The sequence below is a fragment of the Vibrio sp. 10N.247.310.17 genome (assembly GCF_041466605.1).
Classification (GTDB): Bacteria; Pseudomonadota; Gammaproteobacteria; order Enterobacterales; family Vibrionaceae; genus Vibrio; species Vibrio tasmaniensis_A.
In genome coordinates this window covers 29,949-51,982 of sequence record NZ_JBFSTC010000022.1, presented here as the reverse complement: position 1 = coordinate 51,982, position 22,034 = coordinate 29,949, and the positions used below count along the sequence as shown (strand labels likewise).

Genomic DNA, 22,034 nt, shown 5'->3' with positions numbered 1-22,034 from the left:
TTCCTATAATTCTAAATTCAGCTAGATGATAACTAAGAAGCCTAACAAAAGTGGTCAGCTTTCCTAGAAATTCGTACAATCCCTACCAACATATCGCTTCAAATCACAAAATGATAGATTTTATGACTTCAATTACTAATGCAGAGCTGGAATGGAATGAGTCTGGCACGCCAGTTTCAGACCAATTTGACGACGTTTACTTCTCTAATGTTAACGGTTTGGAAGAAACTCGCTACGTCTTTTTAAAACAAAACCACCTTCCAGAGCGTTGGGTTGAACATCAACAACGCCGTTTTGTGATTGCTGAAACCGGTTTTGGTACAGGTTTAAACTTTCTCGCAGTCTGGCAATGGTTCGATGCTTTTCTTAAAGATAACCCACAAGCTATGACCAAAGAGTTACATTTCATCAGTTTTGAAAAATATCCTTTAAATAAAGAGGATCTCATCAAAGCGCACCAATCGTGGCCAGAATTAGCGGAGTATGTGACACAACTCCAAGAACACTACCCGATTGCCCTGCCCGAATGTCACCGCATTGTGTTAGGCGATGGTGCTATCACGCTTGATTTGTGGTTTGGTGATATTAAGGATTGTATGCCAAACGTGCCGACCCCTCGCAAAGGTTTAGTCGATGCGTGGTTCTTAGATGGCTTTGCTCCAAGCAAAAACCCTGAAATGTGGAATCAAAACCTATTCAACGGCATGGCCAAACTGGCAAAACAAGATTGCAGCTGTGCAACGTTTACCGCTGCCGGTTTTGTTCGCCGCGGTTTAATCGAAGCTGGCTTTGCGATGAAAAAAGTTAAAGGCTTTGGTACTAAGCGGGAAATGATTGCCGGGCGACTTGGTGAGAAGCACGCTCACACCAACATTAAACCTTGGTATGGCCTTTCAGAGCACAGTGAATCACAAGACATTGCGATCATTGGTGGTGGTGTCGCCAGTGCTGCATTAGCCAAAACGCTAAGCCGACGTGGTAAAAACATCACCCTTTATTGTGAACACCAACAAGCTGCGGGCAATGCCTCTGGCAACAATCAAGGTGCCATTTATCCGCTACTCAGCGAAGCGACATCGAACGTGTCTCGCGTGTTTGGTCCAGGGTTACTGTTTGCTCGCCAATTTATTAATCAAGCAGCACTATCAGTAAACTTCGATCACAATTGGTGTGGCGTGAACATTTTGATGTGGGATGAAGGCTCCACTAAAAAGCTCAATCGCATGTTAGAAGGCAATTTCCACACAGATCTGATTCAGCGTTTAACGCCAGAGCAAGCCAACGAAAAGATTGGCTTACCAGTCGATAAAGAGAGTGTCTACTTTCCACTGGGAGGTTGGTTAAGCCCTCTCCAACTGACTCAAGGTTTGATTGGCAGGTTAGAAGAGACCAACCAAGTGAGCGCACACTATCAACATCAAGTAACGAAACTTGAGTGGCTCGAAGCTGAACAACAGTGGTTATTGACGATTGAGACACCTCAAGGTGAGATTCAAACCAAGCACGACCAAGTGGTTGTCGCGAATGGACACAAGTTCACTCAGTTTGAACAAACTCAGCCAGTACCTCTGACGCCAGTTAAAGGCCAAGTGAGCCATATTCCGACCACGGAAAATCTCAGCCAGCTAAAAACCGTGTTGTGCTTTGATGGCTACCTGACGCCACAGAACCCAAACAATGGTCACCACTGTATTGGTGCGAACTACGACAAAACCAATATCGACCAAGAGTTTGATATTGAGGTTCAGCAACACAATGGCGAGCGCCTACATGGGTCGCTACCAAACCAAGCATGGGCCAAAGATGTCGACACCAGTGACAACTTAGCGCGCCAAGGTATCCGAAGCGTAAGCCGCGACCACTTACCGTTTGTCGGAAACGTTGGTGACTTTGAAGCCATTAAGGAGCAGTACCAAGACCTGCACAACTTCAACCCGCAGCGCGACTCGGTTGAGGATGTTCAAACGGTAACAAGCTTCCCTAACCTTTATTGCTTTATCGGGCTAGGTTCACGTGGCTTGAGCTCCGCGCCATTATTGGCTGAAGTATTAGCATCACAAATCTGTGGCGATCCGCTGCCCTTGCCTGTTGATGTGCTTGAGGCGATTCACCCAAGTCGAATGTGGGTACGCAGACTGCGTAAAGGTAAGGCATTAACGGCTGGATGGGATGCGGACAAGCATTCTAAATCAAAGCCGTAGTTTCTAGTTCAGCTATTCTGAACATCTGAAATTTCTGAATATCTGAAACTAATAAGTTATAAGCTCAAAAGCCCGAACGACATTATGTCGCTCGGGCTTTTTGTTATTCGTGTTGCTCTAAACTGATGCTCTAAACGAAGCAGTATTTACAGCTTAGCAATCGCGTCTTTAATTTGAGCGGCAATCTCTTCGTTGCTAATTGAACCCGACTCAAAATCAAAGTTATCGTAGAAGCTTGGTACTGAAAGTGACGCTTTAACGTTACCGCCAAAAAATGGTGCTGAACCTGTTGCTGCGCCAAGTACCGTCTGTGCACCACCTGGGCCTGGTGAGGTTGCTAAGTAAACCGCAGGCTTCTCGCCAAATACTGAACGCTCAATGCGTGTCGCCCAGTCAAATAGGTTTTTGTACGCTGCTGGGTAATGACCGTTGTGTTCAGCAAACGAGATAACGAATGCATCGGCTTCAGTTAGGTCACGTAAAAATGCTTGAGCGCCTTCCGCTTGGCCAATCTCTTTTTCAGTGTCTTCACTGAACATAGGCACGTTGTAATCGGTGATGTTTAGGACTTTTACTTCAGCACCTTCAATCAAGTTTGCTGCGTAAGTTGCTAGTGCTTTATTGATAGAGGTAGAGCTTGTGCTTGCGCCAAATGCGATAACTTTCATGATGTGACCTTTTCTATAGTTCCGTTAAGTGGGATTAGAATAACGTAGTCAGGAAATGGAACCATCATAAGAAATGAACGGACTCATTCAAAAATTTCGAATGAGTCTCAAATTATTGGTTCGCTCAAAAGTGAGGAGGAAGAGTAATGAGCGAATTACGGTAGACGAATAATGCTAGACGAATAAAATTAAGCTTGGTTTTGCAGCTCAACCCAAAGGTCATTAACGATAGTGCGATCGGCTGGCGTCAATTCAGAACGCGCGTCTTCTAGGCTCTTCTCAATACGCAATTTAACTTCTGCTACGTCTTCAATGCCGTCTTCTTCACATGAAGCCACTGAAAGAGAAATATGACCACGTAAGTAACCACCAGCAAACAGTTCATCGTCTGATGCGTTTTCAATGCGAGCATCAATTACTTCAAGTAGTTTTTCTTCAAATTCGATAATCATAATATTCTCTTATTTCACAATAAATTGGCTAGTACATAAAGGTGCAACATCATAGAAACTGCGTAATGCTTCAGAGAGCATTTTCACGCGAGGCGGAAGGCCAGCTTCAAAGATACCCATGACTTCGCTGTGTACTTTATTCATAAAGGCCAAACGATCTGGCTCAAAATCGCCGTGTAGATTGTCACAGCTGACATTAAAAGGAAAGCCTGCACTGGTCGCAATGATCCATTCATACGCTTGTGGGCGAATTTCTACTTTTTCAAACTCAGCTTGAACCGACTCAGTTCGGCCATCAGGCTCATACCAGTAACCAAAATCTTCCAATAAACGACGTTCAGGACCAGCCACACACCAGTGTGCTATCTCGTGAAGTGCTGACGCGTAAAAGCCGCGAGCAAATACGATACGGTGATGAGAAACCTCCCCATCGGCTGGCAGGTAAATAGGCTCGTCCGCTCCCAGTTCTAGCTTGGTATTGAAGCTCTCGAAAAAGGTTTGATTGAAAATGTCGATGATATCTGGGTATTGGTGCGTCATAAGATCAAATTTAAATAAAAAGAACTGGGGCATTTTGCGTTTTTTTAAGCGCTCGGTAAAGCCCTATCACTGGCAATGACATTAGGTTCATCATAATACTTTACGATGACAATCGATTGCTGATCCCAGATTACACCATTTTGAGGTGAATGATTAGTTTAGCTAATCTGAAATGCCTATTCACGGTACAAATATTCATTCGTCAATCAGCGTTTTTACTACTACACTCGCGCTTCATTTTTATATCCCTATGGCCTATAAGACTCCAATTTATAGACCTAAATTATAGAGCTACAGCAATGCTACTAAGTGTTTTGTATATCATTGGCATCACGGCAGAAGCCATGACCGGCGCTCTCAGCGCTGGCAAACAAAAAATGGATTGGTTTGGTGTAATGTTGGTTGCAAGTGCAACGGCAATTGGCGGCGGTACAGTACGAGATATCTTACTCGGCCATTACCCTTTAGGTTGGGTTGAAAACCCACAATATCTGGCGATCACCTGTATCGCGGGTGTTATCACAACAGGACTGGCTAAATGGGTAATCAAGCTAAAAGGGTTATTCATTCGTTTGGATGCGCTGGGGCTTATCGTATTCAGTATCATTGGTACTAAAGTGGCGATGACCATGGGTCTGCACCCAATGATCTGTATGGTGTCTGCATTGGTCACTGGCGTGTTTGGTGGCCTGCTGCGCGATCTTATCTGTCGTCAAACGCCACTGGTTCTGCATGAAGAGCTGTACGCATCTGTCGCCCTTGTCGCTTCAGGTTTATACCTAGGTTTGCTTGAGCTTGGCATAAACGACGTAACAACAACGATTGTTACGCTTGTGGTTGGCTACTTGCTGCGTATGGCTGCCGTAAGATTCAAATGGCGCTTGCCTTCGTTCCAGCTTGATCCGGAAAGCTCTGTGCATTAGATAATATATTCTCAATGACGCAGAATATAAAAAGGGTTGCTTCATTACGAAGCAACCCTTTTTGGTTTCTCTCAAATCAGTTTCAAATCTGTTCTGAATAAAACGAAGCAGAACTAGATTTTTGGCGTTTCTGTTGTCACACCAAAGTTTTGACCACGGTGACGCAGTAAGTGGTCAAGCAACACGATAGCCAGCATCGCTTCAGCAATAGGCACTGCACGGATACCAACACATGGATCGTGACGACCTTTAGTGATTAACTGCGTTGCTTCACCGTCTTTAGTGATCGTGTCACCAGGAACGGTAATGCTTGATGTGGGTTTAAGCGCAATGCTTGCCACAATATCTTGGCCAGTAGAAATACCACCTAAGATACCGCCAGCATGGTTGCTGCTGAAACCTTCCGGAGTTAATGGATCACGGTGTTCACTACCGCGTTGATTAACCACATCAAAGCCATCACCAATCTCAACACCTTTCACCGCATTGATGCTCATTAGAGCGTGCGCGATGTCTGCATCTAGACGATCAAAGATTGGCTCACCAAGGCCTACAGGCACTTTAGTCGCAACTACTTGAATCTTCGCACCGATCGAGTTGCCTTCTTTTAGCAAATCACGAATCAGCTGGTCAAATTCAGGTACTTTGTCGGCATCAGGACAGAAGAAAGCGTTGTTTTCGATCTCGTTCCAATCCACTTTATCAATTGAGATATCACCCATTTGAGAAAGATAAGCTTGGATTTCAACACCAAATTCTTGCTTAAGGTATTTCTTCGCAATCGCACCTGCCGCAACACGCATTGCAGTTTCACGAGCAGAAGAGCGACCGCCACCTCGGTAATCACGCACACCGTACTTTTGATGGTAGGTATAATCAGCGTGGCCAGGGCGGAACTTGTCTTTAATTTCGGAATAGTCTTTAGAGCGTTGGTCTGTATTTTCAATCAATAGACCAATAGAAGTACCCGTAGTCTGGCCTTCAAATACACCGGATAAAATCTTTACTTCATCCGCTTCACGGCGAGCCGTTGTATAACGAGAAGTACCTGGGCGACGACGATCCAAATCTCTTTGAAGGTCTGCTTCGGTAATTTCTAATCCTGGTGGGCACCCATCTACGATACATCCTAGTGCGATACCGTGACTTTCTCCGAACGTAGTCACGCGGAAATGTTGTCCGATACTGTTTCCTGCCATTACTTCCTCTAAATCAGCCATTGAGCAGAAGGTTTGATTCCTAAACCTACGGGTTAACAGCTTTACTTGTCTATTCTTCGTGAATTCATATTGGCTTTATTACCAAATGATGTAAACCCCAAAAAACCAACAATTTTAACTTTCTATTACATGAGCCGAATGAAATGAATAACGAGGGGAAATGAGTGGTGCTTTAAAGTGGTGATTTTGAATAGTTTCATGGCCAGTTAACAAAGGTTAATGAACTCGGTTTGAATACTATCTATGTTGTAGCCCAAAATAATAAGGAGAAAAGTGATGATCGAGTGGAGAGTTAAAAAATTTTCGGAGCTGTCTGTTCAAGAGCTCTATGATTTCTTACAGCAAAGAGTCGATATTTTTATCGTCGATATGAACACACCCTATAGTGATCTAGACGGCAAAGATAGCCATCCAGAAACCTATCACGTCATGGGTTATGAGAACGGGCAACTAGTAGCTTACAGTCGAATTATGGCTCAGAAGCTTGGATACCCCGTAGATGTTCTCCCTCTGCTCGATTCTGATGCAGATGATGTTTGTATCGGGCGAGTGATCGTAGCAAAGGATTATCGCGGTAAACAGATTGGTAATCAGCTGATGCAAGTAAGCTTTGATGCAACCCGCGAGGCGTACCCTGACTGTTCAATTTTTATTTCGGCACAAGCACATCTCAAAGACTACTATGGTAAATTCGGATTCAACGTTGTCACCGACAGTTATTTGGAAGATGGGTGCAGTATGTTAGGTCTTAGATATACCCCACAGCTAGTGGCCGTTTAGCAAAAGACAAAAGACAGAGGCATCGAAATACAAAACATGGTTTTGATAGATTAAGTCGTTCTGAAATGCAAAAAACCCGACAACTCAGAGAGTTATCGGGTTTCTTTAAATAGTGGTACGCCCTGAAGGATTCGAACCTTCGACCACCTCCTTAGAAGGGAGGTGCTCTATCCAGCTGAGCTAAGGGCGCGCTACAGGGAAGGATTATACGAATTCGAATCAGTAAAGCAACGGCTTTATGTAACATTCTGATCCAAGTGAGTAAAAAAAGTGCAATAGGATTATAAGTGTTGGAAAATAGAACAAAGCAAACGTTTGCTTGATGGTAATCAAAAAGATTTTCTGGAATAATGCGCCAAAAACATCAGCCACTAACTTGAATATCAATACTAAGGAAATTCATGACTGCTCAAAATATTGATGGAAAGCTAATTTCTCAAACGGTTCGCTCTGAAGTTGCGGCTCGTGTAAAAGCTCGCACTCAAGCTGGATTACGCGCTCCGGGCCTAGCGGTTGTTTTAGTGGGTGAAGACCCTGCTTCTCAGGTTTACGTAGGAAGTAAACGTAAAGCATGTGAAGAAGTTGGCTTCGTATCTAAATCTTACGACTTGCCAGCCACTGCTACAGAAGACGAATTATTAACACTGGTAGACCAACTGAACGAAGACCCGGAGATTGACGGTATTCTTGTTCAACTTCCTCTGCCGGCTGGTATTGATAGCACTCAAGTTCTTGAGCGCATCACGCCAGAAAAAGACGTTGATGGCTTCCACCCATACAACGTAGGTCGTTTGGCTCAGCGTATGCCTAAGCTTCGCTCTTGTACGCCTAAAGGCATCATTACGCTGCTTGACCGTTATAACATCGACTTACGTGGCAAACACGCGGTTGTGGTTGGCGCATCAAACATCGTAGGTCGCCCAATGACATTAGAGCTTCTTCTAGCCGGTTGTACAACGACAACATGTCACCGCTTCACCAAAGACCTTGAGGGTCATGTACGTCAAGCAGATGTTGTTGTTGTAGCCGTTGGTAAGCCTAACTTCATTCCTGGTGCTTGGATTAAGAAAGGTGCTGTTGTGGTCGATGTAGGTATCAATCGTTTGGAATCTGGCAAACTCGTTGGCGACGTTGAATACGATGTCGCGAAAGAGAGCGCAAGCTTCATCACACCAGTTCCGGGTGGTGTTGGTCCAATGACAGTAGCAAGCCTAATCGAGAACACCATGATCGCTTGTGAGCAATTCCACTCTAAATAATCTGCGAACGACAGCATAAACAGAATTAAAAAGCCGCAGCGTTAAAACGTTGCGGCTTTTTTGATACTGAGCTATTCGTTTTTGATACAAAGTGACTCGCTTTAAATACAGAGCACTCACTACTTATCTGGAGCATCAGTTCTTTCCGTTGGATCCGAAGGCGGCAATAAACTAATGATCGCACACTCCGTTGATACCAGTTTTTCCAAATCAGAACCTTGTGTCACTAAACGGAAATCACCGCCAGTAATCACACCGAGTGGAATCGCTTTAGGATACAGGGCGTTAAACTCATTAAGGTCAAACGCTTCGGTCAAACCTGTACTCTTTATTTGGCAGCCTTGAGCCATCAAGGAGTTAAGCTTGGAATAGGTAATTCCTTCCGAAAACAGACTTCTGTTGCCATCTCGACTCACTGAATGCCTTTCGTGTTTAGTTTCTGTCGATTCAAGCTCAAACACCTTGTTTTCACCAAACTCATCTTGATAATGCATACTGACTAATGGGTTGGTTTGACGATAAGGCGAGACGATCATGGCGCGCCCTATCCCATCCAATTCCAGATTATTTTCCGCGTGATTTGAGGCTGGGTTACCAAAATAGACATTCAGATTATCCATACGCGCTAAGCGAATGCTCTCCCAGTTGGTATCAGCAAGCACACTGTTGATGCTGTGTGTCGCCAGCACTTTGGCAAACTGGCGTGAAAAATGAGTCGCACCAAAGAAGATAACCCCTTGTGCTTTCTCTTGAGTCACACCCAACCTTCTCGCCCACCAACTCGCGGTTAGGCTCTGAATCACAACCGTACCAATAATGACCAAGAACACCATGGGCACCAGTAGATCCGCCCCTTCGATTAATTGCTTCTCTTGAAGTTTGATAGCAAACAGAGAAGAAACTGCGGCAGCAACGATCCCGCGAGGCGCCATCCAGCTCAAAAACCATTTATCTGCTGAGGTAAGATCCGTGCCGATCCCGCTGATCCACACACTCAGAGGACGAGCCACCAGCATGACGACCGCTAATAAGCCAATTCCGCCCCAACCTATTGAGAGAAAAGTCCCTGAATCAAGCCTGCTAGCTAACAGAATAAACAACGCAGAAATGAGTAACACGGTTAAGGTCTCTTTGAACTCAATAATGTCTTCAAGATCCAAGCCTTTCACGTTGGCGAGCCAGATGCCCATGATGGTCACGGTTAATAGGCCAGACTCTTCACTCAGATCATTAGAAAAAGAGAATGCCGCCAACATCAACGTTAGAACTGCCACGTTACGCAAATAATGCGGAACCCAATGCCCTTTCAGCATCTTGGCAATCAAATAGCCACCGATGATCCCTAAGCCTAAACCGATGGCTAGAGTCAGCCCCAAAGCCGACAGTACATGGCTTGTAGGATCGGCTGAAGAAACAATGTATTCGTAAACGAGAACGGCAAACAGAGCGCCAATCGGATCAATCACTATCCCTTCCCAGCGCAAGATGCTGCCTAACGAAGATTTGGGCTGAATGCTGCGCAGCATGGGAACAATAACGGTTGGACCCGTCACCACCACTAAGGCAGCAAACAGCGCGGCTAATGGCCAACTGAAGTCCACAAAGTAATAAGCACCAACAACAATACACGCCCAAGTAATCAGCATGCCGAAACTCACGAGGTGCGTCACCATACGACCATGACCTCTTATTTCCTTGAAATTCAGGGTCAATGCACCTTCAAACAGAATAATAGCGACACCTAATGAAATCAGCGGAAATAGCACGTCACCAAAAATGGCATCGGGATTAAGGATGTTAAGACCGGGACCTAAAAGTAGGCCGACAATAAGAAGAGGAAGAATAGCAGGAAGACGTAAGCGCCAGCCTAACAATTGACACGTTAAGGACAGCAGTCCAATTAACGCCAAGGATGAAGTAATCGACAAATCCATTTGTGCCCCTAAAAAATTTGCACCACACCTTGTGATACAAACCTATTTGCTGAAACAAGAAAGCCTATGTCATTAAACTATAGGCTCTCTTTTTCATGCTAACCGAATATTAGTGTGATTAATCAGTCACTTTACTATAGGGGAAATAAAGTGACTGACTCATCCACTCTGTACTTATCATCTAGCTACAGAGAAAGCACCACGCCAGCGATCGCAGCGCTCATTAAGTTGGCAAGCACACCCGCACAAATCGCTTTGAAGCCATATTGTGAGATGAAAGAGCGACGCTCTGGAACTAAGCTACCCAAACCGCCAATCAGAATCGCCATGGTAGAGATGTTAGCAAAACCACATAGTGCAAAAGTAACGATCGCTTTTGAGTGCTCACTCAGTGCATCTTTTACGTCCATTAACTGGATGAAAGCCACAAACTCATTCACAACGATTTTGTTACCGATCAGCGAGCCTGCAACCACAGCTTCAGACCACGGTACACCGATCAGCCATGCAACGGGTGCGAACACATAACCTAGGATAAGTTCGAAGCTTAGGTTTACGCCAAACCAGCCACCAACAATACCTAACAAGCCATTCAGCATCGCAATCACACTGATAAAGGCTAGAAGTGTCGCACCCACCGCAACGGCAATACGAAGTCCAGACATAGCCCCATCTGCCATTGCCTCAACTACGTTTGTTGCTCGTGGAATCTCTACACCAGACTCAATATCTTCTTGAACATCCTCTGGGCTGCCTGGTACTAAGATTTTAGCCATCAATAGACCAGCTGGTGCCGACATGAATGCCGCAGCGATCAGATAGTTTAGGTCAACACCCAGCGATGCATAACCCACTAGCGTGCCGCCAGCAACAGAAGCCAAACCACATACCATCACAGCAAACAGTTGTGAGTCCGTCATATGTTTTAGGTAAGGCTTAACCACCAATGGCGCTTCGATCATGCCAACAAAAATGTTTGCCGTTGCAGACAGTGACTCCGCACGACCTGTGCCTAGAAACTTCTGCAAAGCACCGCCGATTATGTTGATCACCTTTGGCATAAAGCCGATGTGATACAAACCTGAAATCAATGCAGAGAAAAAGATAATGATGCCGAGAACATTAATAGCGAAAACAAATCCGTTATTCGTTAGGCCACCGAATAGGAAGTTAATCCCCTCTTGACCGTAGTTGATCAAGCTAGACACCGCACCAGTAGCTGCATTCAGCGCTTCTTTACCCATTGGCACATAAAGAACCAATAGCGCGAATGAGATTTGCAGTAAGAAAGCCAAAGAGACAGTTCTTAGCGGGATATTTTTTCTGTCCGTAGATAGTAACCAAGCGGCTACTAAAATAGTGATAATTCCAAGTAGGGAAGCCATATGCGTCAACCTAAAAGTTGTAGGTAGGAAAGGCGACGCATTGTATAGAGGAAATCGTTTGCGGCAAGGTGCGGTTGTTAATGTGATGTTGGGATTATCAGCAACTTGCCCAAGATTAGATTAAAGCATTGAATTTTAATGGATTAACTTGTTCAAAAAGCATACTTTTTCCATATGGAAATTATATTTATGAATTAGGAAACAATTAACGATGCAGCTCAACGCAAGTTTTGAGGTTTTTGTCCCAATACGTCGGCGAACCAACATGCTGTTTGATGAACTCAATCACTGCTGAAAGCTTCTTTGGCATGTTCTTTCGACTCGGATAGACGGCATAGAATGGCATCAACTGACTGGCTCTCCATTCTGGTAATACTTGGATTAACTTGCCTGTTCTAAACTCCTCTTTGACTAAATAAGTCGCCAAATAAGCAACACCCCACCCAGATACAGCTGCGTCTCGTACCGCCTCAGCCAAATCCACCGAGTAATCGCCCGCCACTTTGACACTGAGGTTTTCTTGCCCGTTATCAAACGCCCATGACGTGTAGTCTCGTTCACGGCTGCGATAGATAAGACAGTTATGGTCAATCAGATCAGATGGCACATGAGGAGTACCAGCTTTAATCAGATAATCCGGTGATGCGGCTACCACAAATTGGCTGTCGGCTAAACGCTGCGCTATATAACCTTCTGGCAGGTCTTCATTATTGGTGATCCAAAGATCCAAGCGCTCCTCAATCATATCCACTTTGTAATCGAACAAATGCACTTCAATTCTCAGCTGCGGATAGAGCTGTCTGAGCTGATCAATCGCTGGAATGATATGCAGTGTGCCAAATGACTGAGACAAGCCTATGCGGAATATTCCAGAAATGTCGTCACGCTGGCTATCCATATCCATTTGAGCCGCTTTCACCGTATTGAACAGCTGCTCACAATGTTGATAGAACACTTCCCCTGCTTCAGTTAGTGTCAGGCTGCGTGTGGTTCGTTGCACCAGCTTGATACCTATCGAATCCTCGAGCAAAGCAACTTGCTTACTGATGTGAGACACCGACACATTCAAACTTTTTGCTGCACTGGTAAAGCCTTCATGCTTGATTAACGCATGGAATATCACCATCTGTGCGGCTCTATCTGTTAGCACAAGGCCACCTTTAAAAATCTCTGAAATATAAAAGAAAAAGGACTCCGAAGAGTCCTTTAGTTCGTTCTGCCTATGGTAGGCCAAATGCTATTCAAAGCGACCTAAATCTGTTAATCAAATTAGGTCGATTAATCAAACTTAATTCTGTCTGCTAAGTGGCTAACTGCCAAAGCAAAGTAGTAAGAACGATTCCACTTCATTAACACATTGTAGTTGTTGTAAATGAGGTAAGAACGGCCAGTTTCATCGTCTGGCATAATTAGCCAAGCTTTAATATCTTCATCAAGCGTTGGTAGTGGGCGATCGTCAAAGCGCTTAATACCGAGCTCAGACCACTCTTTTAAGTATTTCGCTTTGTCTTCGCCTCGGCCTTGCATTTCAATAGACACAGTCGACGGTACGTGAACCTGACGGCCCCAAGTATATTTGTCATCCCAACCCGATTGGCTGAGATAATTCGCCGCTGAAGCAAATACATCCTCTTCAGTACCCCAAATATCTTTCTTGCCGTCGCCGTTACCGTCAGCGGCATAAGCTAAGAATGAGCTTGGCATAAACTGAGGCTGCCCCATCGCACCAGCCCAGGATCCTTTCATCTCTTGTGGTGCAATATGACCTTGATCAAGAATCTTCAACGCCGCCATCGCTTCACTACGGAAGAAGGCTTCTCTACGTCCTTCATAGGCCATAGTCGTGAGAGCATCAATAACACTGTAGTTACCCGTGAACTTACCAAAGTTACTCTCAACACCCCATAGCGCGACAATGAATCTTGGTTGAACACCATATTCATCACCAATGCGCTTCAACGCTGAATAATGCTTCTTATAGAGCGATCTCGCCTGCTTCACTTTCCAATCTGGAACCGCGCGTGGAATGTATTCATCCAGAGTCAGTTTTTTCTCAGGTTGATTCTTATCGGCTTTCACCGCTCTTGGCTTAAACGTCACACCATCAAAGGCCTGATCAATGATCGTTTCAGAGATGCCTTCTGCACGGCCTTGTTGCTTTAGTTTCTCTACATATTGCTCAAAGCTCAGCTCTTCAGCCTGAACTGAACCAATCGTCAGGCTATTACCCAATAGTAAGGCCGACACAGCCAATATGGTTTTCGAAAATTTACTCAACGATCACTCCTCCCTGAATTAAGGTAGCTATCACTCTTCGTCTTGAACGTTTTGCTGAGCTTTACGCTCTTTATGAAGTTCAAGTTCATTAACCGGTGGTGGCGGAACCTGCAAAAAGAAACCATCGGTGTTCAGTGATTCTCTCACTTTATCGATGTTCACTTGCGCCAGTTTACGGCCATCCATTTTAATTACCATTACAAAACTAGGTTTACCAAACATTTGCATCAATGCGTCAGGAACTTGTGAGAAATCATCCTTCTTAGGGATATAAAGGTATGTTCCTTCTTTCTTTGAACTTTTATATATAGAACACAGCATGACAAACCTTTTTATTGTTTATGACTACAAAACTCTCACTTACGAGATCAATAGTTTATGTTAAGGGAAATATTGGGAACAAAACGTTCATTTGACAACAAGATTACTTGCTGTGCTTGGTTTGGGAATATAACATGATAAACCAAGTTTCAGGCAACGCCCTTTATTTTATTGATAAAGAAATTGTACCAATCCGCTATTGAGGTCCTGTAGTTTTCGATGTCTAGTAATCCAGATCTAAAAGGTAGCAGTTTTACGCTATCTGTTTTGCACTTATCCGATGATCAAGTCGAAAATGCGGTGTCTTTTCTTCAAGAAAAAGTAAACCAAGCTCCCACTTTTTTCGCTGCTGCGCCTGTTGTTATCAATATTAGCAAAGTAGCGGGTGATATCGATTTTGTGCAACTGAAAGAGGGTATATCTCAAGCGGGCATGATCCCAGTAGGTGTGGCTGGTTGTTCGGATAAACGTATGCAGAACCTAGCGAAAGAAGCTGGTTTTGCAGTGATGACAGCCAGTAAATCGCCTTCTCAAGCTCCAGCGAAGATGGCTCCGATAAAAGTGGTGAGAACGCCTATTCGTTCTGGTCAGCAAGTGTATGCAAAAGATGGCGATCTATTGATCCTCAGCCATGTGAGTGCTGGCGCAGAAGTCATAGCCGATGGCAGCATCCATATCCATGGTACTTTACGCGGTCGTGCGATTGCAGGCGCGAGTGGTCAAACTGAAGCAAAAATAATTTGTAACGATTTACAAGCCGAGCTGGTTTCCATTGCTGGAAATTACTGGCTCAGCGATCAAATTGAAAGCGAGTACTGGCAGAAGAAAACCATGTTCAGTATGGCAAACGATGTATTACACGTTGATGTCCTCGCAATATAAGAGAAATAAAAAGGAAAACAAAATGGCACGCATTATCGTTGTAACGTCAGGTAAAGGCGGGGTAGGCAAAACGACCTCCAGTGCAGCTATTGCCTCAGGCTTAGCTTTAAAAGGGAAGAAAACCGCAGTTATCGACTTTGATATCGGTCTGCGTAACCTAGATTTAATCATGGGTTGTGAGCGTCGTGTTGTGTACGACTTCGTTAACGTTATCAATGGCGAAGCGACACTGAACCAAGCGATGATCAAAGACAAGCGCACAGAGAATCTATTCATTCTTCCGGCTTCTCAAACTCGTGATAAAGATGCACTAACAAAAGATGGTGTTCGTCGTGTATTTGATGAACTAGATGAAATGGGCTTTGATTTCATCATCTGTGATTCTCCTGCAGGTATCGAGCAAGGCGCTCTGATGGCGCTTTACTTTGCTGATGAAGCGATTGTTACGACTAACCCAGAAGTTTCTTCTGTACGCGATTCAGACCGTATTCTCGGTATTCTTGATTCTAAGTCTCGTCGTTCAGAAGATGGCTTAGAACCAGTGAAAACGCACCTTTTACTGACTCGCTACAACCCAGCACGTGTAACTCAAGGTGAGATGCTAAGTGTTGAAGACGTTGAAGAGATTCTTCACATCTCTCTACTGGGTGTCATCCCAGAGAGCCAAGCAGTACTGAACGCGTCGAACAAAGGTGTTCCAGTTATTTTTGACGAAGCAACCGATGCAGGTATGGCTTACAATGATACTGTAGAGCGACTACTGGGTAGCCAAGTGGACTTCCGTTTCTTAACGGAACAGAAGAAAGGCATCTTCAAAAGACTGTTCGGGGGCTAATTCGCAATGTCATTACTAGAGTTTTTTAGACCACAAAAAAAGACAACCGCAAACCTAGCTAAAGAGCGTTTGCAGATCATTGTTGCCGAGCGACGCAGCCATGACGACCCAGCACCGTCTTATCTGCCGCAACTAAAAGAAGACATCTTGAAGTGTATTGCGAAGTACGTTGACGTCGATCCATCAATGGTTGATCTGACTTTCGAACACAAAGATGACGACATCTCAGTATTAGAACTGAACGTCAAACTTCCAGAAGAAGACCGATAAGCAGAGCTCGAGCTGTGCTTATCACGATTCAATAAAAAAGAGAGCCTAGGCTCTCTTTTTTGGTATTTGAACTTGTGTCTAAACGCTATAAAAGATTAAGAATTCTGCATACGCTTTTTCAGTCGAGCTAAATCAATTTCACTAGAGCGAACAGTCAACTTAATACACTCGTAATCGTACTCTTCTTTAACCACACTCATGTTTGAGCGAATCTCGCCGATAATGCCTTGTCCAGAATAAGGGATAGTGATCTCTTCTTCGATCATACCTTCTTCAGCAACACCAACGATATACTTGTGCAGTTTCGTAATATCTAGCGGATCACGAGTCGACGTTAGCATCGCATCTGGGAATTCTTCGATCAGCTCTAATTGCTGTTCTTCAGTCAATCTATCGCACTTATTCAGCACTAATAGTTTTTCGCTGCCTTCAACACCCACTTGTGCTAATACGTCGTGTACCACATCAAGTTGTGCGCGGAATGAAACATCAGAAGCATCAACCACATAAAGCAACAATGAAGCATCGTGCGCTTCTGCTAGCGTTGAGTGGAATGATGCAACCAGATCGTGTGGCAATTTCTTGATGAAACCCACTGTATCTGAAACCAGAATACGCGGTTGAGTAATCGGCTGAAGCGCACGAACCGTCGTATCTAGCGTTGCGAACAGTTTATCTTCACCCACCACTTCGGTTGCGGTCATTGCACGCATCATCGAAGACTTACCGGCATTGGTGTAGCCAACTAAAGCAACAGTGAAAAGCTCCGCGCGCCTTGTGCGTCGGGTCTTCATTTCATCTTGTACGCTTACTAGCTCACGCTTAAGCGCAGCAATTTGGTCACGTACGTTACGACGGTCTAGCTCTAGTGAAGTTTCACCGGCGCCCTGACCCATTTGACGCTCTTTATCGCCCTCAGCCGTTTCACGAAGACGTGGCACTAAGTAGTTTAAACGAGCGATATCAACTTGCAGACGAGCAGTACGAGTACGAGCGTGGCGGCTAAAGATTTCGATGATGATGCCAGTACGGTCAAATACTTCCACACCCAAACTCGCCTCAACAGTACGCATTTGAGATGGACTTAAATCACAGTCAAATACCACAACATCAGCGGCACCGTACTGGAAATTGCCCGTTGGAAGATCATCAAAATCTAGCTCATCGATTTCAGAATCAAACAAACCCGACTCATCAAGAAAGTCTTCATCTTCAGCTTCTTCAATAGAGCCTTGGTAACCAGTTAGATGTGCAATTTCGGCGAGCTTACCTGCACCCAACACATTCTGTCTTTGAGATGAACTGTGGTGTTGCGATTGCGTACCGACGACTTTAAACCCTAGGGTTGTCACTAAGCGAGCAAGTTCGGCAAGAGACTCTTTTGCTTCGTCACCTTTAAAATCCGGTGTCGTAATAGAAATAAGTAAAGCGTTATTCGCCGCTGGTTTTGCTGTTAGTTTCATGTATTCTTCTGTTTATGCACCAAGGTGCAGCCTAGTTTCTGGTCTAAAGTAGTGTGATCCTACGCGTTTCTACGTCAGCTTTATAGAGCTAAGGGATACTAAATCACGATATTATTGCAGTAGAAGCATATATATCGTTTATCCCTCTGTTTTTATAAGGGATAAAAAGCAAGTATAGACAACGAAAAAGGCAGCATCACGTTACTTATTAGTAGTTGGTGATACTGCCTTTGATTTAGACATGAACTTTGATTGTTAAACTAACTCAGCAACTAGAAGTTAGAAGTCGATTCTCGCTTCGGTTTGAGCATCGAAGAATACCGCCTTTGATAAGTCAAAATGAAGCGGTGCCATTTGCCCAACCGACACTTCAAATTCTGGCGATAAACGACACGCTACTTCTTGGTCGTTCACTTTAACCATTGCGATGGTATCTGGCCCTGTTGGCTCCAATACCTCCAGCTGTAAGTCCAGCTTTGTCGAGGCAGAAACATCATCGCCTTCCTGTTCAGTAATGTGTTCTGGACGCAGCCCAATCACCAATTCTTTGCCGTCTTGGTCGCGCATACTTTGTGGCAAACGAATATGGTGTTCTTGATCTGCAGTACCAACCACTTTAATAATCGGATTCTGTTCCTCATCCAAGTCCACCATGGTTTTAATGAAGTTCATTGACGGTGACCCCATAAAGCCAGCCACAAACATATTGTTGGGTTTGGTGTAGATCTCTTGCGGTGTGCCTAACTGCTGTAGCTCGCCATCTTTCATTACTGCGATGCGATCAGCCAGTGTCATTGCCTCGATCTGATCATGGGTTACATAAACGATCGTGGTATTGAGCTTCTGGTGTAAGCGCTTAATCTGATGACGCATCTCAACACGTAACTTAGCATCCAAGTTCGAAAGTGGCTCATCAAATAGATAAAGCTTAGGGCGACGAGCCAGAGCGCGTCCCATCGCGACACGTTGACGCTGACCACCAGAAAGCTGCGATGGTTTACGATCAAGCAACTGCTCTATTTGCAGCATTTCTGCCACTCGATTCACTTCTGCATCAATCTCGTCCTGAGGCATCTTGCGAATCTTCAGACCGAAAGCGATATTGCCACGTACCGTCATGTTTGGGTAAAGCGCGTAGGATTGGAATACCATGGCGATATCGCGATCTTTAGGTTCAACCTGCGCCACGTCTATGCCGTCAATTACAATCTCACCCGAGCTAATATTCTCGAGCCCAGCAATGGTGTTCATTAGGGTGGATTTTCCACACCCCGAAGGGCCGACAAGTATCAAAAATTCCCCCGAATCGATACTGATGTCGATGCCCTTTAACGTTTCGTTGTCCGCGTTGCGATAGGTTTTACGGATCTGTTTTAAATCTAATGTTGCCATGGGTAATTATCCTTTTACTGATCCTGCCGTTAGGCCACGAACAAAATATTTTCCTGCGAAGACATATACCAACAGCGTTGGCAGTGCGGCGATGATCGCGGCAGCCATGTCGACGTTATATTCTTTAACGCCCGTACTGGTGTTGACTAAGTTATTTAATGCCACAGTGATTGGCTGAGTTTCTGAGCCCGAATAGACCACCCCAAACAAGAAATCATTCCAGATAGCGGTGAACTGCCAGATCACCGTCACCATGATGATTGGCGTTGAGATCGGTAATAAGATCTTGAAGAAGATGGTAAAGAAGCCAGCACCATCGAGCTTTGCCGCCTTGATTAATTCATCAGGGATCGAGATATAGAAGTTACGGAAAAACAGTGTTGTAAATGCCATGCCGTAGATAACGTGCACAATCACCAAGCCGATGGTTGTGTTCGCTAACCCCATCTTGCCAAGCATGGTCGCCATTGGCAGTAGCACCACTTGGAATGGAATGAAGCAGCCAAATAACAACAAACTAAAGAACAGGTTTGAACCTCTAAATTGCCATTTCGTCACCACATAGCCATTGAATGCACCGAGCAGTGTTGAAATCGCAACCGCTGGAATCACCATTTGGAATGAGTTCCAGAAGTAGCCTTTGATGCCTTCACATTTCACGCCCGTACAAGCGGTGTCCCACGCTTTATACCAAGCATCGAACACCCACTCTTTCGGCAAGCTCATCAGGTTGCCCGCCTTGATATCAGGCAGAGTTTTGAATGAGGTCAGCACCATCACGAACAATGGCATTAGATACACTAAACAGAAGAAAAGCAGTGCTGAATAGATAAAGATTCGAGCAAAATTGATGTTATTCATCATGACTTTTTCTCCCTAAGTTCAGAGTAAAGATAAGGCACGAGAATCGCTAAAATACCAGCAAGCATCATCATGGCACTGGCAGCACCAAGGCCGATTTGTCCACGCGTAAATGAGTGTGCATACATGAATAGCGCAGGAAGGTCCGATGAATAACCCGGGCCACCCGCCGTCATTGCGGTCACAAGGTCGAAGCTCTTAATCGCGATGTGTGAGGTGATGATCACCGCACTGAAAACCACAGGGCGCAAGCAAGGCAGAATGATTTTGAGATAAATAGTAGGTAAGCTTGCCCCATCAATTTGTGCCGCTTTGATAATTGATGAATCGATGCCGCGAAGACCCGCTAAGAACATCGCCATCACAAAGCCTGAAGACTGCCAAAGTGCCGCGATAACCAAGGTATACACCGACATTTCCGAGTCAACTAGCCAATCAAATTTGAAGTCGGTAAATCCCCAGTCTTGCATCAGCTTTTCAATGCCAAGACCCGGATTAAGAATCCATTTCCACGCCGTACCTGTCACGATGAATGACAACGCCATTGGGTAGAGATAGATAGTTCGAATCGCCCCTTCTTGGCGGATATTCTGGTCAAGCAATACCGCTAAACCAACACCAAGCAAGATAGCAATCGCCATAAAAAGAAAGCCAAACACACCGAGGTTAGTGATTGAGGTGATCCAACGATCGTTGTCCATCAGCTTTTCATATTGGGTTAAACCAACGAAGTTAAAGCTCGGCAGAAATCGAGAGTTGGTGAACGACAGCGCTGCCGTCCAAAAAATGTAGCCGTAGATACACACCACGGTCACTAACGCGGTCGGCGCAAGTACCATTTTAGGTAACCAATGTTGTAACCTGTCAGCAAAACTCGGTTTCGGTGCAGGCTGGCTCCTTGTGGGTTTTGGAGTCGACTCAGTCAAAACATGCTCCATAACTTATCCTTGTTGCACAATCGAGCCGATGGCTTACCTTTCGGCACCACATCAGCATCACGCATATCAGAATTGGGAGTGAAGAGCAGATAGGCTCCCTACGAGCCTACCCACCCTGGGGGTTCGATAAAGCAACACAACCCTTCACTTATGTGCGTTGTGTGTCGCTTATCAAGTTAGATTAGATAGCCGCTTTCACTGCTTTCGCTAACTTGGCTGCCGCTTCTTTTGGATCGGCATCTTTCTCGTTGAAGAAGTTGGTTACCACGTCGTAAATTGCGCCTTGCGCGTAACTTGTCGTCGCTAGGCCGTGAGCCATACTCGGAACAAGATCGCCCGATTCAGCACTCGCTTTGAAAGTAGCCATTGAATCCAACGCACATTGGTCGAATTTAGACATGTCCATATCTAGACGTACAGGGATAGAACCTTTGTTAAGGTTGAATACTTCTTGGAAATCCTTGGTAAGAATGGTTTTTGCTAGGTCTTGCTGCGCTTTTTGGTTCTCTTTGTCACTTAACTCGAAGAACGCAAAGCTATCGATATTGAAGGTAAATTGGCCGTCAGTACCTGGAGCTGGTGCACAGATGTAATCTTTACCCGGCACTTTGCCTGCCGCAGTAAATTCACCTTTCGCCCAGTCACCCATGATCTGCATCGCGGCTTCGCCATTGATAACCATTGAGGTTGCTACGTTCCAATCACGACCAGGAGAGTTGCTGTCGATGTAATCACGCATCTTTTTGAACTTGGTGAACACTTCCACCATTTTGTCGCCAGATAATACGTCCATATCAAGATCAACGAACGCTTTGTTGTAGTCTTCACTGCCTAGTACATCAAGTGCCACGGCTTCGAATACTGTCGCGTCTTGCCAAGGCTGACCGCCATGAGCTAATGGAATGAAGCCAGCCGCTTTAATCTTGTCTGCAGCTACAAAGAACTCATCTAATGTCGTTGGAACCGTCACGCCTGATTTTTCTAAAACAACAGGGTTAGCCCAAAGCCAGTTAACACGGTGAACGTTGACAGGAACTGCCACATATTCGCCATCCCACTTCATCACTTTAGTCACTACTTCTGGTAGTAGTTCATCCCATTGTTCTTGTTTTGCAGTCGCATCGAGAGACGTTAGAAAACCTAAACCACCCCACTCCTGAATATCATGACCTTTAATCTGCGCCGCAGATGGAGGGTTGCCCGATACTGCTCGCGTTTTCAAAACAGTCATCGCACTTTCACCGCCGCCACCAGCAACTGCGAAGTCTTTCCAAGTATGGCCTTGTTCTTCAATCATCTCTTTCAGTACCGCCGCGGATTTCGCTTCGCCACCGGCAGTCCACCAGTGAAGCACTTCCACTTCACCAGCTTGAGAAAATGTTGAGGCAGCAAGAAGAGATAGAGTAAGTAGGGTTTTATTGATTTTCATTATA

The 22,034-nt window shown here is 45.0% G+C and carries 21 protein-coding genes and 1 tRNA gene; 7 read left to right on the top strand and 15 right to left on the bottom strand.

What is annotated here, in order from left to right; all coding sequences use genetic code 11:
- Positions 1-122 precede the first annotated feature (122 nt).
- Positions 123-2,201: a bifunctional tRNA (5-methylaminomethyl-2-thiouridine)(34)-methyltransferase MnmD/FAD-dependent 5-carboxymethylaminomethyl-2-thiouridine(34) oxidoreductase MnmC gene (gene mnmC / locus AB6D80_RS08915; RefSeq protein WP_372188327.1), complete on the top strand. Its 2,079-nt coding sequence runs from the start codon at positions 123-125 to the stop codon at positions 2,199-2,201.
- A gap of 146 nt (positions 2,202-2,347) precedes the next feature.
- On the opposite strand, the gene AB6D80_RS08910 is transcribed toward mnmC, so the two are convergent.
- The 3 genes from AB6D80_RS08910 to AB6D80_RS08900 all read right to left on the bottom strand — a co-directional run bounded on the left by AB6D80_RS08910 (position 2,348) and on the right by AB6D80_RS08900 (position 3,861).
- Positions 2,348-2,869: an NADPH-dependent FMN reductase gene (locus AB6D80_RS08910; protein WP_372188325.1), complete on the bottom strand. Its 522-nt coding sequence runs from the start codon at positions 2,867-2,869 to the stop codon at positions 2,348-2,350.
- Between the two features lie 188 nt (positions 2,870-3,057).
- Positions 3,058-3,321, bottom strand: a complete 264-nt coding sequence (locus tag AB6D80_RS08905) for a YfcL family protein (protein ID WP_004734185.1) — start codon at positions 3,319-3,321, stop codon at positions 3,058-3,060.
- Positions 3,322-3,330: 9 nt separating this feature from the next.
- Positions 3,331-3,861, bottom strand: coding sequence for an elongation factor P hydroxylase (locus AB6D80_RS08900; RefSeq protein ID WP_017079495.1), 531 nt, complete (start codon positions 3,859-3,861; stop codon positions 3,331-3,333).
- Between the two features lie 299 nt (positions 3,862-4,160).
- Here AB6D80_RS08900 and AB6D80_RS08895 point away from each other — a divergent pair, with 299 nt between their 5' ends.
- Complete coding sequence (locus AB6D80_RS08895; protein WP_029405962.1) at positions 4,161-4,784, top strand: trimeric intracellular cation channel family protein; 624 nt, start codon at positions 4,161-4,163, stop codon at positions 4,782-4,784.
- A 113-nt stretch (positions 4,785-4,897) separates the two neighbouring features.
- Here the strand turns inward: AB6D80_RS08895 and aroC are convergent, their stop codons facing one another.
- Entirely contained in the window at positions 4,898-5,983 is a 1,086-nt protein-coding gene (aroC, locus tag AB6D80_RS08890; protein ID WP_004734182.1) for a chorismate synthase, read from the bottom strand.
- Positions 5,984-6,280: 297 nt separating this feature from the next.
- Here aroC and AB6D80_RS08885 point away from each other — a divergent pair, with 297 nt between their 5' ends.
- Positions 6,281-6,784: a GNAT family N-acetyltransferase gene (locus AB6D80_RS08885; RefSeq protein ID WP_371727029.1), complete on the top strand. Its 504-nt coding sequence runs from the start codon at positions 6,281-6,283 to the stop codon at positions 6,782-6,784.
- Positions 6,785-6,897: 113 nt separating this feature from the next.
- Here AB6D80_RS08885 and AB6D80_RS08880 read toward each other — a convergent pair.
- Positions 6,898-6,974: transfer RNA gene (locus AB6D80_RS08880), tRNA-Arg, on the bottom strand.
- Between the two features lie 211 nt (positions 6,975-7,185).
- Between AB6D80_RS08880 and folD the strand changes: the two genes are divergently transcribed.
- Positions 7,186-8,043 (top strand): bifunctional methylenetetrahydrofolate dehydrogenase/methenyltetrahydrofolate cyclohydrolase FolD, encoded by an 858-nt coding sequence (gene folD / locus AB6D80_RS08875; RefSeq protein WP_012603477.1) that lies wholly within the window; start codon positions 7,186-7,188, stop codon positions 8,041-8,043.
- 119 nt (positions 8,044-8,162) lie between these two features.
- Here folD and AB6D80_RS08870 read toward each other — a convergent pair whose 3' ends face one another.
- The 5 genes from AB6D80_RS08870 to AB6D80_RS08850 all read right to left on the bottom strand — a co-directional run bounded on the left by AB6D80_RS08870 (position 8,163) and on the right by AB6D80_RS08850 (position 13,960).
- Positions 8,163-9,977, bottom strand: coding sequence for a cation:proton antiporter (locus AB6D80_RS08870; protein WP_372188323.1), 1,815 nt, complete (start codon positions 9,975-9,977; stop codon positions 8,163-8,165).
- A 185-nt stretch (positions 9,978-10,162) separates the two neighbouring features.
- A complete protein-coding gene (locus AB6D80_RS08865; protein WP_102249267.1) occupies positions 10,163-11,362 on the bottom strand; it encodes a NupC/NupG family nucleoside CNT transporter in 1,200 nt (399 codons plus the stop codon).
- Between the two features lie 205 nt (positions 11,363-11,567).
- On the bottom strand, positions 11,568-12,488 hold the full coding sequence (locus AB6D80_RS08860; RefSeq protein WP_009848494.1) for a LysR family transcriptional regulator: 921 nt from the start codon (positions 12,486-12,488) through the stop codon (positions 11,568-11,570).
- 152 nt (positions 12,489-12,640) lie between these two features.
- Complete coding sequence (locus AB6D80_RS08855; protein WP_009848495.1) at positions 12,641-13,639, bottom strand: lytic transglycosylase domain-containing protein; 999 nt, start codon at positions 13,637-13,639, stop codon at positions 12,641-12,643.
- A 30-nt stretch (positions 13,640-13,669) separates the two neighbouring features.
- Entirely contained in the window at positions 13,670-13,960 is a 291-nt protein-coding gene (locus AB6D80_RS08850) for a YcgL domain-containing protein (protein WP_009848496.1), read from the bottom strand.
- A gap of 219 nt (positions 13,961-14,179) precedes the next feature.
- Here AB6D80_RS08850 and minC point away from each other — a divergent pair, with 219 nt between their 5' ends.
- From minC to minE, 3 genes are read left to right on the top strand one after another with little or no spacing between them, the layout of a single operon-like run.
- Positions 14,180-14,842: a septum site-determining protein MinC gene (gene minC, locus AB6D80_RS08845; protein ID WP_009848497.1), complete on the top strand. Its 663-nt coding sequence runs from the start codon at positions 14,180-14,182 to the stop codon at positions 14,840-14,842.
- Positions 14,843-14,864: 22 nt separating this feature from the next.
- Positions 14,865-15,677: a septum site-determining protein MinD gene (gene minD / locus AB6D80_RS08840; protein ID WP_009848498.1), complete on the top strand. Its 813-nt coding sequence runs from the start codon at positions 14,865-14,867 to the stop codon at positions 15,675-15,677.
- A gap of 6 nt (positions 15,678-15,683) precedes the next feature.
- Complete coding sequence (gene minE / locus AB6D80_RS08835) at positions 15,684-15,947, top strand: cell division topological specificity factor MinE (RefSeq protein ID WP_009848499.1); 264 nt, start codon at positions 15,684-15,686, stop codon at positions 15,945-15,947.
- A gap of 95 nt (positions 15,948-16,042) precedes the next feature.
- Here the strand turns inward: minE and hflX are convergent, their stop codons facing one another.
- The 5 genes from hflX to AB6D80_RS08810 all read right to left on the bottom strand — a co-directional run bounded on the left by hflX (position 16,043) and on the right by AB6D80_RS08810 (position 22,030).
- Positions 16,043-17,410 (bottom strand): GTPase HflX, encoded by a 1,368-nt coding sequence (gene hflX / locus AB6D80_RS08830; RefSeq protein WP_012603471.1) that lies wholly within the window; start codon positions 17,408-17,410, stop codon positions 16,043-16,045.
- A 279-nt stretch (positions 17,411-17,689) separates the two neighbouring features.
- Entirely contained in the window at positions 17,690-18,802 is a 1,113-nt protein-coding gene (locus AB6D80_RS08825; RefSeq protein ID WP_048613122.1) for an ABC transporter ATP-binding protein, read from the bottom strand.
- A gap of 6 nt (positions 18,803-18,808) precedes the next feature.
- Entirely contained in the window at positions 18,809-19,666 is an 858-nt protein-coding gene (locus AB6D80_RS08820) for a carbohydrate ABC transporter permease (protein ID WP_048613124.1), read from the bottom strand.
- Positions 19,663-20,601, bottom strand: coding sequence for a carbohydrate ABC transporter permease (locus AB6D80_RS08815; protein ID WP_102480879.1), 939 nt, complete (start codon positions 20,599-20,601; stop codon positions 19,663-19,665). Before AB6D80_RS08815 ends, AB6D80_RS08820 begins: the two co-directional genes overlap by 4 nt.
- A gap of 181 nt (positions 20,602-20,782) precedes the next feature.
- Positions 20,783-22,030: an ABC transporter substrate-binding protein gene (locus AB6D80_RS08810; protein ID WP_048664276.1), complete on the bottom strand. Its 1,248-nt coding sequence runs from the start codon at positions 22,028-22,030 to the stop codon at positions 20,783-20,785.
- Positions 22,031-22,034 lie beyond the last annotated feature (4 nt).